Source organism: uncultured Microscilla sp. (assembly GCF_947493425.1).
GTDB lineage: Bacteria > Bacteroidota > Bacteroidia > Cytophagales > Microscillaceae > Microscilla.
This window is the reverse complement of record NZ_CANLRP010000072.1, coordinates 25570-40149: the sequence shown is the minus strand read 5'-3', so window position 1 is coordinate 40149 and position 14580 is coordinate 25570. Positions and strand designations below refer to the sequence as shown.

The 14580-nt window shown below is 42.7% G+C and carries 9 protein-coding genes and 1 other RNA gene; 8 read left to right on the top strand and 2 right to left on the bottom strand.

Features of this window, described 5'->3' with window-relative positions:
- Positions 1-746: 746 nt before the first annotated feature.
- Positions 747-1115, bottom strand: a transfer-messenger RNA (tmRNA) gene (gene ssrA / locus Q0954_RS18165).
- A gap of 370 nt (positions 1116-1485) precedes the next feature.
- On the opposite strand from ssrA, the gene Q0954_RS18160 reads away from it, so the two are divergent.
- The 3 genes from Q0954_RS18160 to Q0954_RS18150 all read left to right on the top strand — a co-directional run bounded on the left by Q0954_RS18160 (position 1486) and on the right by Q0954_RS18150 (position 5373).
- A complete protein-coding gene (locus Q0954_RS18160; RefSeq protein WP_299458988.1) occupies positions 1486-3690 on the top strand; it encodes a tetratricopeptide repeat protein in 2205 nt (734 codons plus the stop codon).
- 118 nt (positions 3691-3808) lie between these two features.
- The gene (locus Q0954_RS18155; RefSeq protein ID WP_299458986.1) at positions 3809-4945 is read left to right on the top strand and encodes a hypothetical protein; all 1137 of its coding nucleotides are present in this window, start codon (positions 3809-3811) and stop codon (positions 4943-4945) included.
- Positions 4906-5373, top strand: coding sequence for a hypothetical protein (locus Q0954_RS18150; RefSeq protein WP_299458984.1), 468 nt, complete (start codon positions 4906-4908; stop codon positions 5371-5373). The genes Q0954_RS18155 and Q0954_RS18150 overlap by 40 nt, the downstream gene beginning before the upstream one ends.
- 143 nt (positions 5374-5516) lie before the next feature.
- Here Q0954_RS18150 and Q0954_RS18145 read toward each other — a convergent pair whose 3' ends face one another.
- Entirely contained in the window at positions 5517-6425 is a 909-nt protein-coding gene (locus tag Q0954_RS18145; RefSeq protein WP_299458982.1) for a paraquat-inducible protein A, read from the bottom strand.
- A gap of 531 nt (positions 6426-6956) precedes the next feature.
- Here Q0954_RS18145 and Q0954_RS18140 point away from each other — a divergent pair.
- The 5 genes from Q0954_RS18140 to Q0954_RS18120 all read left to right on the top strand — a co-directional run bounded on the left by Q0954_RS18140 (position 6957) and on the right by Q0954_RS18120 (position 14442).
- The gene (locus Q0954_RS18140; RefSeq protein ID WP_299458980.1) at positions 6957-8081 is read left to right on the top strand and encodes an efflux RND transporter periplasmic adaptor subunit; all 1125 of its coding nucleotides are present in this window, start codon (positions 6957-6959) and stop codon (positions 8079-8081) included.
- 236 nt (positions 8082-8317) lie between these two features.
- Positions 8318-11557: an efflux RND transporter permease subunit gene (locus Q0954_RS18135; protein WP_299458978.1), complete on the top strand. Its 3240-nt coding sequence runs from the start codon at positions 8318-8320 to the stop codon at positions 11555-11557.
- Between the two features lie 90 nt (positions 11558-11647).
- Entirely contained in the window at positions 11648-12991 is a 1344-nt protein-coding gene (locus Q0954_RS18130) for a TolC family protein (protein ID WP_299458976.1), read from the top strand.
- Positions 12992-13417: 426 nt separating this feature from the next.
- Positions 13418-13717, top strand: coding sequence for a hypothetical protein (locus Q0954_RS18125; RefSeq protein WP_299458974.1), 300 nt, complete (start codon positions 13418-13420; stop codon positions 13715-13717).
- A complete protein-coding gene (locus Q0954_RS18120; protein WP_299458972.1) occupies positions 13711-14442 on the top strand; it encodes a type II toxin-antitoxin system RelE/ParE family toxin in 732 nt (243 codons plus the stop codon). The genes Q0954_RS18125 and Q0954_RS18120 overlap by 7 nt, the downstream gene beginning before the upstream one ends.
- Positions 14443-14580 lie beyond the last annotated feature (138 nt).

The following is a 14580-nucleotide window of genomic DNA, read 5'->3' as shown; positions in this document are numbered from 1 at the left end:
ACAAAGCTTGTTATGCTTTGTTTCAGGGCACACCCGAGCCTGTAGCTCTGCTACGGCGAGCTCAACGAAGTTAATCAATAGCTTACATTAAATTTGTTTACTTGCTTTATTTTTCAAAGGGTTTCAGTTTTACGTCTAAACACGTAATTAAATAGTTTTTAAACTCATAACCGTTTGATAATCAGTAACCAAATTTAACTAAAATCACTGCGGAGTATTGGTAGGTTTGTTAGAATTAAATATAGCCACACCACTACTTTTTATTTACCAGACCTGCGCAGGCGAGAAACGAAAACTTCTCTTGAGCGTATTTGCCTTTTCAAGGCAGAGAAATTGCAAACTTCTCAGGATCAAAGGGTTTAAGTTAAAAAACTTAAACCAGCATAAAGACAGTTGTTCCGCTTTGCAGAATAACTTTTTAATCATTCTACGCCGTTGCTTGTGTCTTCACAAGCAACCAGAAAATCGCAGAACAACCTTCTACACTCGTTTTTCGGAATACTGAAAAATGCCCTCAGGTGCTGGAATCGAGGTCGGTTGTTAAAAGCCTTCAGACTTAACACCAGTAAATAAGGGTAAAAGGAGCCTGCAAACCATCCGGCGCAAGCCGTGTGCCCGATGGCTTTAGGGTGCAGTGGAATTTGATCAAGCATTATAAACCAGGGGCAGGTGTACTCTAAACTGTACCCCTCAAAAAACAAAACCCTTTGTAAATCAATGATCTACAAAGGGTTAAGTGTTTTTAGTTGTGGAGCCGGAGGGATTTGAACCCTCGTCCAGACAAGGAAAGCAAGAGCTTTCTACACGTTTAGATTGTACTTGTTTTTTCGAGTTGAGACAGGTGCACATCAAACCAATACCCAACCTTAGACACTTTGTTTCGCCACAGCACCGTGCCTTTGCTATGACTATTTCTGCTTTGTGATGCCTCTATTGCAAATCCTGCAGAAAGGTAGGACTTGCGAGACACTAAGCTATCTAATTCTTAATTAGGCAGCTAGGGCGTAATTTCTTTCGCCAATTATAGTTGTGAATGCATTAATTTCAGGAGGAGCATCCATCTCCCGACGTGCTTACGCTTACAATACACAAGCTGTCAATTCCAAGTCGGCCCCGGAATACTTTCCAAAAAAGCAGTGAAATTTATTCAATTTCTTTTGCTTTCCGGGAAGAGATAAGACGCAAAGTTACCTAAATAGTTACAGACTCACAAAAATTTTTGTATTTCTTATCAAATGTGGCTAATCACAGGCTGAGAGGTTTTGCAGGGTTGCCCCAGCGCAGACTCAACCACAAAGAGCCACAGGTAATAAAGGGATTTAATTTGCTCCACAATGTTGTTTTGTTACCTGAAGCTTTGCCGCTACGAGTAGGGGTGGGCTTCTCTTAACCGCCCTTATCACTTAATTGCAAATTCATAAGCTTTTGTGTATCTTGAAAATCGTCAGAAAAATGTCACAACAATTTTAGCCAAAGTATTTAGCAATGAAATATAGGGATTGTGTCCATTGCCTTATTTTAATTTTTATTACTTGCCTACACCATAGCTTTGCCCAAAAAGCATCGGTTGCCACCCATACATTGCTTATTGACAGTCTCCAGGCACGCCTTCAAAACACTCCACCCAATACTAAAGAAACAGTAGGCTTGCTCAATGCTCTTGCCGATGTGCACCTGTCTAATTCTGCCGTTAAATCGTTGCAATATGCCCGGCAAGCCTTGGCAATAGCCAACCAACTGCGTGACAAAGCCCTTATTTCTACTTCGCTCAACCAAGTAGGTGAATATTATCTCGACCAAGGCGAATACAAAGAGGCTTTTCGGGTTTTCTTTCAATCTTTGTCTATTGGCGACTCTATTCAAAACCAAGCCATTAAAGCTGCATCGCTCTACAAATTAGGGGTGAGCTGTTACCACCTCAACCAATATGATATTGCCTTGAGTTATCAATTCAAAGCCTTGCAAATAGCACAAGCCCTGAAAAACAACAAAGAAACCGGCGCTATTTTGAGCAATATCAGTTTTATATATGCACGCAAGCATTATTATGCCAAAGCCCTCGAATACCAGTACAAAGCCCTTGAGGTGCGCAAAACCATCAATGATCAGCGAGAAGTGTCTAAGTCATTAGATGCTTTGGGCAATTTGCACTTGCGCAGCCATAACTACCCCCAGGCCTTGAAGTCATTTGAAGAATCACTGAAGATAAGTCAGCAATTACAAGACAAAAAAGGAGTAGCTACCGCCTGGCACGACCAAGCCAGGGTATATACCGAGTTGCGCCAATACGAGAGAGCCAAGGAGCTGTACTTTGACGCACTTCGACTGAAACAGGGCATTGGCTTTCGCAAAGCAGAAATTAGGTCATTGCGTGGCTTAGGACAAGTTTTTTTACAGCAAAAAAACTATAAAAAAGCACTCCACTTTTTCAATAAAGCCCTCAACATAAGCCGACAGCTCAACACCAAACGTGAAGAAGTACAAACCTTGAACGATTTGGGGTATTTTTATGCACAGCAAGGTAATCATATCAAAGCGCTTAAGTTTCACCAACAAGCACTCAATAAAGCTTTTGCCGATAAAGAACGTTTTCAGATGATGGAAACTTATCAGTTTTTATACAATGCTTACCTCAGGTTGAATGACCAGGCAAATTTTGCCCGGTTTTATAAGCTCCACCAACAACTGACCGACTCGCTGGGTGGCAACCGCGACCCAGTGGCAGAGATTAAAGCAATGCAGGAACACCACGAAAAACAAAAGAAGGAAAAAGAAGTGGTGATGCTTCAAAAAGAGAAAGCCTTGCTTAAAAAGCAAAATGAATTGCAAAAACAAAAACTCAAGCGAGACTCACAAATAGAAGCTCTGTTGCTCATGGGCTTGTTGCTGGTCATTGTAATCGCCACTGTCTTATATAACAACTATCACTTTAAGCACAAAGCCAACCAACAATTAAGGGTGCTCAATAGCCAACTGCAGGAATCGCAAGAAGAGCTACACTTGTCGAATAGTATGAAAGATCGCTTGTTTTCGGTGATTGCCCACGACTTGCGTTCGCCACTCAATACGGTCAGTGGTTTTTTGAACTTGATGCGCTTGCAGAAAGAGGCAATGACTCCCGAAGAAATTCAAGAGCTTACTTCACAGATGATCAATTCGGTAAAAAGTACGCTCGATTTGCTCGACAACCTTTTGCATTGGTCACGGTCGCAAATGGGGCTGATGAAAATGAAGGTACAACCCACAAGTTTGCCCGAGTTGGTAGATGATACGTTTAACCTATTGGCACTGAATGCCCAAGGCAAAAAGATTGAATTGGTGAAAAACCTGGATGCATCGTGCCAGGTAATGGTAGATGCGCAAATGATAGATATTGTGATAAGAAACCTGGTATCCAATGCCATTAAGTTTACCAATGAGGGCTCAATCACGGTGCATTGCCAGGCTATAGGCAAACACCAGGTAGAAGTAACAGTACAAGACACTGGGGTAGGTCTTGCCCCGGAAGATGCCCGAAAACTGTTTAAAGTAGATTCGCACTTTACCACTGATGGCACCCACCAAGAGAAAGGGACGGGCTTGGGGTTGTTGTTGTGTAAGGAGCTGGTAGAAAAGAATGGGGGCAAAATATGGGTAGAGAGTGAACAAGGAAAAGGGAGTAGTTTTAAGTTTATATTGCCTGGCGCTTAATGTACTTTGAATGGCAGGGTTGACCAAAAACTCAGTTATTTGAATAGTTTGATGGTTTACCTCCCTGCAGCAAAGCAATGTTAAAATCCAACTTTTATCCCATTTGAAGTATCACTATATGTCTCTTACCATTGTATTAGCCTCTATACTCAAGCCCGTAAATGACGTACGGTTGTATCAGAAAATAGGGCAATCGCTCGCCCAACGCTTCCCCCAAGACACCTTTCACCTGATCGGCTTTTGCCCGGCAAACACCCCCTACCCTCTTGCCAAAAATGTGCACTTTCACCCTTTATACAAATTTAGTCGCTTGTCGTGGGCACGCCTGGGGGCAGGTATCCGTTTTTTGCGCAAACTATGGCAGCTCAAACCCCAAGTAGTAGTCGTGGCAACTTTTGAATTGCTGCTGCCGGTGTACCTATACAGTTGGTTTCGCAAGGTGCACATTGTATACGACGTACAGGAAAACTACTACCGCAATGTACGTTATACCCAGGTTTTTGCCTGGTGGCTACGCTTACCACTGGCGTGGGGCATTCGGGCTATAGAACGCCTGGTGCACCCCAACATAAAGCATTATTTTTTGGCAGAAGCCTGTTACCTGACCGAAATGCCTTTTGTGCAAACTAAAAGTACGGTAGTGGCTAATAAAATTAATCGATTAATGCAAATAACGAGTAACCAACGAACCACCGGATGGCTGGTATATTCGGGTACTGTATCTGAAGCGTATGGGGTGTTTAGCGCCATTGAGTGGGTAAAAGCTTTGCACCCACAAGTTCCTACGGTTCGGTTGGTGATTGTGGGACATTGCCCCCAAGCTCAAGACTGGCAACGACTGCAGCAATTGGCTGCTCAATACTCTTTTATTCAGTTAGAAGTCAGTCGAACTCCTGTACCTCATGCCCGCATTATTGCTCACTTGCAACAAGCTCATTTTGCGTTGTTGCCTTATCAGATAAACCAAAGTGTAAAAAACCGAATTCCCACCAAATTTTATGAATGTGTGGCGTTGCAAACACCTATGTTGGTACAAATCAATGAAGCATGGGCGGGTTTTATACAACGGTACGATGCTGGACTCTTGCTTGATTTTGATCATCTGGCAGATGCTCCCCACCATTGGACTCAGGCCTGCCAACAGCATTTTTACCCACACGAAGCAAACACAACGGAGATTTATTGGGAAACCGAAGAAGCTAAGTTATTAAAGGTATGGAAGAAAATAAGGCAACAAGTGAGCCCCTCAGAATAGGCGTAGTAGGCTTTAGCCGCAATCAGTTTGATAAAAAAACGGCAGCTGAAAAGCTCGAAAAAATCATCGCTCAAATTATGACTCACTACCCCAATAAAAATTATGAACTTGTCAGTGGCTTGACCAATATGGGAGTGCCACAACTAACCTATATGCTTGCTGATAGACTGGGAATAGACACAGTGGGATTTTCGGCAAGTCAGGCTTTTAGAGTACGTGCTGGGATTTACCCTGTAAAGCAACAAATAATTGTGGGTGAAAAATTTGGCGACGAATCTGATGCTTTTGTACAATACATCGATGTATTGGTACGCATTGGTGGAGGGCAACAAAGCCGTCACGAAACTACTTTGTTTAAAAACTTACATGCAGGCAAGGACTTAAGCCAGTGTTTGTACGAAGAAGAGGTAGCATGGTATGGAAAATAAAGCATCAGAAAATCAAAAACCTCTCTCTTTTACAACCATCAATTGCGCTTATATGTGCTTTGTCAATATCCAACAAAACATCCATTGGTGAAGGTTGGATGGGCTAGGGCAGTTACAGGCAACTATGGGCAAGTACCACTGTCCTAAAATAATTCCTTTTTGATTGAATGATTGATAAAGTAAGTAGACGAAATAGAAAACACACAATACGCCAAAAAGAAGTAAGCACCCCATAAGAGGTTGCTTTCGGTGTCGATGCCCGCGTTCATATGCTGAAAAGACAAATAAGCAAGAAAAATGGCAGCTACAAACACATCGGCCATTGACCATTTGCCTATGCTGCTCACCAACTGCTGCACCCACGTGGTATGACGCACCCACCCCGACGAGAGCAATAAGATAGAAAACAGGAGCTTGAACAAAGGGATGAGTACACTAAAAGCTACAATGGCTCCACCTACCAAAAAGCTTTTTTTCTGAAACAAAAGCTTGATCAATTCTACAATGGATTTGTTTTGGTAATAAAAATACATTCGTCCATCAAAAGTTTTCGACAAGTCGACTTTTACTTTGGTAATGCCCAGGTTTACGTGGGTCTTGAGCGGAATGGTAAGATCTTGCGAAAAAGCCTCTATTTCAAGCATAGGCGCAAAAATACCCGTAGCCAAACACCCCAACGCAATGACTATAAAAGTAAAGCTGAGTTTTTGATAAAATAAGGGGTGCCGATAAAAAAACACCACCACTAATATAATAAAGATAACCGCCAGGGCTGCTCCCAAATACCCCCAACGTTGGGCACGCAAAAAATCGGCCTGGGCTTCTTTAAAAGTAGCGGCAGCCTGGGCTTTTTTGGGCTCCCACTCCGATGCAAACATCCATTCGCGGGCGTTGAGCAATCGTTCCTGAAAGTTAAGGGTTTCGGTATATTTGGTTTTATGTTGTTGATAGCTTTGGGCAAAGCCGATCATAAAATAAGTAGTACAAAGACTTGCCAATAAATAAGCAAAAGCAAGGGCTATAAAAAAACGGTTGGTTTTGGGTTGGCTCATGGGTTTATAGTTTTATGGTTTTCATGTTGCTTGGTAAAACACTCAAGGCAAAGTCTGGTAGGGTTTCGCCCATTCTTAATTGAAAAAAAATGCTTCAAGAACTGTCCAACCATTGAACAATAAAGCAATCTATCATAATTAACTTATTAAAAAAATACAATTCTACCTAAATTCAACTTTATTGAGTACTTGCCCTTGTGGGCTTACACCTGATTATTTTAGTTGATTTTTTCAAAATGTCGTTTTTGGGTATAAGCTAAACTTTTTTGGGTATTTATTCATCAGACAAAGCCCTACTTTTGTAACGTTCAAGCAGCTTGTGTTTAACAAAACATCCTTTCATTGGTTATAGGATTAATATGTTATAGTTTTGTTAAAATACAATTATACAAAAAAAGTATTCGCTGACACATTTACCTTTAAAGTAAGTAGTTTGTACAAGATATGGAGCTTCAAGAGAACAAAAGATCATTTCTGTAGGTAAAGATATTTTCATCATATCGTCAAGGTAAAGTGTACTAAATATATATCATGAAAACACGTCAGATTATTATTGTGATTGTTGCCTTTGTTATTCTGGGAGGAGCAGTGGTGGTTAACAAATCTTTGAGCGACAACAAGCCCCAGAAGCGTCGCAAGGGAAAACCCAAAAAGGTAATGCCCACTGTAGAAACCATCAAGGTGAGTAATCAAGAGATTCAAGCCCCTATTACCGTTACCGGCAAACTTATGTCTTATGAAAAAATGGACGTATACGCCGAGGTGTCAGGCATATTACGCAAAAGCAGTAACCGTTTCCGCGAAGGCAACCGATTTGGGGCAGGCACTATCCTGGTAAGCATTGACGACCAGGAAGCCCGTTTGAATATTTTGTCGCAAAAAAGCCGTTTGCTCAATGCCATCACTCAATTGTTGCCCGATCTAAAACTTGACTACCCGGAGGCTTTTCAGAAATGGCAAAAATACATAGATGATTTCAAGATGGAGCAAGCCATTGTGCCATTGCCTAAAACATCAAGCACCAAAGAAAAGTACTTTATTCTGGCAAAAAATATTTACGATCAGTACTATACCATCAAAAGCGCCGAAGCCCGCCTCAGAAAATACAATGTATACGCCCCTTTTACCGGAGTAGTAACCGAAGCCAGTATTTACCCTGGCACATTGGTACGTAATGGGCAAAAACTAGGCGAATTTATCAACCCTTTTAACTTTGAGTTTGAAGCTACCGTGAGCCTCAAAGATATTGACTTAGTAAATATTGGCGATCAGGTAAAGTTATATTCTGAAGACATTGGCGGAGAGTGGACAGGGCGCATACGCAGAATTAGTGATAAAATGGATGCTGCTACTCAAACCGTCAAAGTATTTGTGGGTACCACGGGCAAAAACCTGCGGGAAGGCATGTATCTCAAAGGAGAAATAAACGCTGCCACCATCAAAGAAGCAGTGGCGTTGTCACGCAACCTCATTGTCAATAAAAATCAAGTGTATGTAATCAAAGCTGGGGCGCTTGCTTTGCAAGAGGTAAAAATACTGCGTTACACAGGCAACAATGTAGTGGTGCAAGGGCTAAAAGAGGCGACTTTATTGCCCAAAAATACCGTATCAGGGGCTTTTGTGGGTATGAAGGTCAAAGTGGCGGATAGTCGGTAAATTTAGCAGGGTTGGTGTTAGGAACTGGGTACTAGGGGCTAGGTTCACCCTGTTCTACAAGTAACTAAGCTTAAGGCTGCTCTGCAATTAATTGCTGGTTTTAAATGATTTATAAAATCCGTAGCTGGAAGTCAAGTGCCCCTCAAGTTAGGATGTTGGCATAGCCTCTACCAAGTACTCATTCCAGGGCACTCATAATTTGTAATTCTCTCATTCGTAATAAATCAACGCATATCATGCGAAGCATAGTAACTTATTTTATAAAATACCCCATTACTGGAAACCTGCTCATGGTGCTGATTTTGCTATTTGGCTGGTTTGGGCTCAAGAACATTCGTTCTACCTTTTTTCCCGAAACCGAAAGCAAGAACATTAGCATTCAAGTAGTATACCCTGGGTCTTCGCCCGAAGAAATAGAAGAAGGGATTGTAACCAAGATAGAAGATAACCTAAAAGGCTTGACTGGTATAGAGCGTATATCGTCAGTGTCGAGCGAAAACAGTGGCTCGGTCAATGTAGAGGTAGCCTCTAACTACAAAACTGATAAGATACTACAGGATGTAAAAAACTCGGTAGATCGTATCAGCTCTTTCCCCAGTGGTATGGAGCCCGCCATTATTTATAAACGGGAAAACCTAAGTCTTGCCATTAGTTTTGCGCTTAGTGGAAATGTAGATTTAAAAACCCTCAAAACGTTTGCCCGTGATGTAGAAAACGAACTGAGGGCAATTGATGGTATTTCTAAGGTGTCGTTGGGTGGGTTTCCTGACGAAGAAATAGAAGTAAGTTTTCGTGAAGCCGACTTGCGGGCTTATCAGCTCACTTTTGCCCAAGCCTCTGATGCCATTCGCAAAACCAACCTGGAGATTACCGGAGGTAAAGTAAAAGGAAAAAAAGAGGAGCTGCTGATCAGAGCAAAGTCTAAAAATTACTACGCCCAGGACTTACGAAACATTGTGTTGAAAAACACACCTGAAGGTAAAATGGTACGCTTGTCTGATGTAGCCACCATCAAAGATCAGTGGGCGTCTGGCGACCCCAGTCGCACCTTTCTCAACAAGAAGCCTTCGGTAGTGGTCACAGTACAGAACACCATCAACGAAGACATTTTTCATATTACCGAAAAGGTAAGAGAGTACCTCGAAAAGTATAACGCCAACAATGAGGTAGTCAAAGCTACCATCATCCGTGATGGGTCTGACTACTTGCGACAAAGGATAGACCTATTGGTAAACAATGGACTGGTAGGGGCAATATTGGTAGTGGTGTTCCTTGCCTTGTTTTTGCATTATCGCCTGGCGCTTTGGGTAGCCATTAGTATTCCTATTTGTTTTATGGGTATGTTTATTCTGGGGGCTTTTATGGGTATGTCTATCAACGTGATCTCGTTGTTTGGAATGATCCTCGTGATCGGCATCCTGGTAGACGATGGTATCGTGATTGCCGAAAGCATTTACCAAGAGTACGAAAAGGGCAAAGACCCCACTCAGGCTGCTGTAGATGGCACTATGAATGTATTGCCTGCGGTATTTTCGGCCATTTTGACTACAGTGGTAGCATTCTCGCTATTTTATTTTATCGAAGGTCGCCTGGGCGATATATTTAGTAATATGGCGTTTGTAGTCATTTGTACTCTTATATTTTCATTGGTAGAGGGAGCCCTTATACTACCTGCCCACATATCGCATTCTAAAGCGCTCAAAACCAAAGAACCTACCAAAGTAGAAAGATTTACCTCTAACCTGATGAACTGGTTGCGTAATAGACTATATGCCCCAGTGCTCAGGTTTTCGTTACAAAATAAATTCTTTACATTGGTTATTTTCATTGCTATGTTTCTGGTTACTCTGGGAGCTTTCAAAGGAGGAATCATTCGCACCACATTTTTTCCTTTTGTAGAACGCGATGACCTTACAGTAAGTATTACCATGCCCGCTGGAACCAGAGAAGATATTACGGGCAAGTGGATCAAACATATAGAAGATGCCGCCTGGGAGGTAAACAAGGAGTTGAAGAAAAAGCATGGCAAAGACATGATTGTGAAAATTCAGCGTAACCTGGGCCCTACCACCTACGACGCCAGCCTAAACATTAGTCTGTTGGGTGGCGAAGAAAGACCTGTGGCGAGTTTTACTATCTCTAATGCCATTCGCAAAAAAGCAGGAGCCATTCCTCTTGCCGAGAAGGTCTCTTATAATATATCCTCTCCTTTTGGGCGTGCCGTATCGGTTGCTTTGTTGGGGCTTGACAGCAAAGAGCTGGACGCTGCCAAAGAAGAGCTCAAAGAGGAGATGGCAAAAATGAAGATTTTGAAGGATGTGGTAGACAGCGACCAACAGGGTTTACGCGAGATTGATATAGCACTCAAAGACAAGGCAAACCAGCTGGGACTCAGGGTACAAGACATTTTAGGGCAAGTGCGGCAAGGTTTCTTTGGCAGCGAGGTACAACGCCTGCAGCGTGGCATAGACGAAGTAAAAGTATGGGTGCGTTATGCCGAACAAGACCGTTCGTCGATGAGCGACCTGGAAAACATGCGCATTCGTTTGGTCAATGGGCAAGAGTACTTCTTAAAAGACCTGGCTACCTTTTCGGTAAAACGAGGCGTGATTGCGATCAATCACTTGGATAACAAGAAAGAAATCAAAGTAGAAGCAGACTTGTCGAACCCCAATTATTCGGTGACCGATGTAATAGCCAAGGTACGCGACGAGATTTTACCTCCAATTCTTGCCAAATACAAATCGGTGCAGGTGTCTTACGAAGGGCAAAGCCGTTCTTCGGCAAAAACCGGAGAATCAATTGGCAAGGCAGGACCACCTATTTTAATCATTATGATTGCACTGATCATGTTTACCTTCCGTTCGGTGAGTCAAACCCTGGCGGTAATTCTACTCATTCCGTTTGGGTTTGTAGGGGTAGCCTGGGGGCATGTAGCCCACGGCATGGCCATCAGTATTTTGTCTATGTTGGGGGTCATTGCCTTAATCGGAGTACTGGTTAACGACGCCCTGGTGTTTGTGAGTGCAGTCAATGGCTCGCTCAAAGAAGGAAAAAAATACCTCGATGCCGTATACGAAGCTGGGTTATCGCGTTTTCGTCCTATTTTGCTTACTTCGCTCACTACTATTGCCGGGTTAGCACCATTGATGCTCGAAAAAAGCATGCAGGCTCAATTCCTTATTCCTATGGCCATTTCGTTGGCGTATGGCTTGGCTATAGCCACCGTTATTACCCTGTTATTGCTTCCAGTGTTGCTGGTCATTTTCAATCGCTTCAATGTATTGGTACTGTGGCTGTGGGAAGGGCAAAAGCCTAGCGCCGAAATAGTAGAACCCGCAGTACGCGAAGCCATTGCTCAAGGCGATATTATCAATGGTCATGGGCAACACACTAACGGACAACATGCCACCAATGGGTCATCATCGCTTGCCCCACTCGCCCAACAGGAAGAGAATCAAAAAGAAAAAAACTAATAGTATATTATACCTGATGGGTTTTTAGCACCTGTCGGGTATAAAATATACTTTTGCTTACCATATCAAATAATCACCATTAACACCGTCATGAAATCTATTAAACCTATATACGCAATTGTTTGGGTAATGGCTTGTCTTTTAACTACCCACCATGTTGCTCAGGCACAGGAAAAACTCACCTTGACTCAGGCAATGCAAATAGCAAGTAGTCAAAACCTAGGCCTTAAGCGGGCCAGGCAACAAGCCAGCATAGCTCAAAACAATGTGTACAGAGGCAATGCTGGTTTGTTGCCTACCATCACTGCCCAGGGCGGCATCAACTATAGTAACAACAACGCTACTTTTGAGTTTGCCAGTGGCGACACTCAATCACAAAATGGGGCCATTTCGGTAGGTACCAATGCATCGGTAGCTGCCAACTATGTATTGTACAACGGTGGACAAAATCAACTTAATTATAAAAACCTGAAAGTAGCCGCCGAGCAAAGCAATATCACTGTGCAACAAACCAAACAAAATGTACTGGTGGGTTTGGTGGCAAGTTATTATAACATAGCCGAACTACAGGAAAACTACCGGGTAGCCCAGGAAGCCGTAAAAATATCGAAAGACCGCCTGGAACGCGCCAAAAGCAGGCAAGAGTTTGGATCGGCCAACAGTGTAAACGTACTCAATGCCGAGGTATCGCTCAACAACGACAACCTTACGGTAATACAGTTGGCGCAGCAATTACAAAACGCCAAACGCAACCTCAATGTGTTTTTGGGTCGTGACCTCAACCAAGAATTTGTAGTGGACTCTCCAGGAGAATTTAAGGCAATTGCTACCCTCGAAGCGCTCAAGCAAGAAGCATATAACAAAAATGTAGCCCTTAAAAATATTCGCCAAAACAGACTTTCGTCAGAAGTAAATTTAAGGTTGGCAAAGGGGCAAAACCTGCCTACAGTATCATTGAATGCTTCGTATGGCTACAGCCGTAACCAAAATCAAGCAGGGTTTATTTTGGTCAATCAAAGCTTGGGGTTAAGTGCTGGGCTCACAATCAACTATACCATATTTGATGGCAACCGTCGCAAGAAAAACATTGAAAATGCCAAAATATCGTTGGATGTAAACAAAACACAGTTTGAAGAAATAAAACAACAGGTAGACCGCGACATGACCAATGCTTACGCCAACTATCAAAACAACCTTAATGTAATGAAGCTCAACCAACAAAATGCAGCCATTGCCCAGAAAAACTTCAATGCGGTACAATCTTCTTACAAACTGGGGCAGTCTACCAACACCGCCTTTCGCGAGGCTCAACTGGGACTAGTAAGGGCTAAAATAAACCTGATCAATGCTAAATTTAGAGCCAAACTTGCCGAAATGAATGTGCTATTGCTTACTGGGCGTTTACTGGAAGATAGTCCTGGGGGGAAGAAATAGTCTTGTAGAGTTTTCAGGTTTTCAATGCGATGCTCAAAAGCAAATCTCAGCTATCTTGGGCTTGAGCCTACCCACACTGATAGATAGTTAGCGTCTTGCCACAGGGCAATAACCATAAATAACGGGCAAACATTGTAGAAGAGTGATCAAACCGTTTTTAAAACCTCCCAATTTTTTTATCTTAGTAACGTGTTCGCAATAACTGTCCGTTTTAGAATAAATCCGCTTTACTGCCTTTCGTTATTTTTATTGCCCGTAGCGCTGCTACGAGCGCAAAAACCGATAGCTGCAGCTTGCTGTGCTGAGCTCTGCCAAAGGCTAAATGCCTCAGTCAGTCGTGCGTATTTGCCCTAAAAACCAGAAACTTATTTTGAACACGTTACTTAGCAAACAACTTATTTTGTAACAAAATAACCTACACATACAATGATTGTAAACCTAAGAATCGATATAGATTCCTATGACAGCGTACAAAACCTGGTGCAAATGTTAAGCTCCATGGGATCGGTGTCGTCGATAAAAGCACTCGACGAAAACGGACAACCTCTAAAAGCTCCTGTCAAAGCCGAAATCACGGGTTCGGGCGTAGAGGGTGCCAGCGAACAAAACTTACGCCCTATTACGGTCATTGATTTTTACAAAAAGATCAATGCCGCTAACCTGTCAGAAGCTCAAGGAATTGTTATTAATCACACGAACTTTAAAGAGGAGGTACAAACATGGTAACTATCTGGACTGGTGCTGCCAAGGTAGACTTGCAGCAAATTCACCAACGTTTGGCAGCTGTTGACCCTGCCGCAGCAAAAACCACTATTGAGACTATAGTAGCAGGTGCCGACAACTTGCACGAAACCTATCAGGCGGGCAAGCCTGAACCTTTGTTGAGTGGCGAAAAAGTACCTTATAAGTTCATTACTGTAGGGTATTATAAAATACTGTATACATTCAATACCGAAAAAGTATCTATCAGGTCGGTGTTTCACATGCGCCAAATGGCTGAACAAAACCAGGCATTACTAGGGCAACTAGATACCAAAGCAGCGCAGGTGGCAGCAGATGCTGAAGCGGCGGCACTGGCTACTCAGGTAAAAGCGGCGGAAAGTCAGCCTGCACCTGAAGTAGTAGAAACTCCTACTGTAGAGACCCCAAAGGTGGAAACTCCTACTGTAGAGACACCCACAGTAGAAACTCCTACTACCCAAACCAATACAGGTGCCCCTCCCGAAACTAAAGAAACACCTGATACATCTGCCGAAATGGATGCTTTACTCGCTAAAATGAAAACATCGGGTACTCCTGCCAGCGATGGAATGGATGACGAGGCAATGAAAGCACTAGAGGCAGAATTGCTTGCCGATGATAATAAGGAAAAAGAAGAAATACCTGATGTACAAGATATTTCGCTGGATGACTTAAACGATACTAATAAACCTGAAGGTGGGCAACAATAAAGTTTAGTCTGTTTTTTCAATAAAAAAGTAACCCCGGTAGTCTTTCTGCCGGGGTTTTATTATATAAAAATATGTTTATAATTAGTGCATAGGATCACTGGTTGAAAATTCATTTCATGGTCATATTGTACCGGTTGA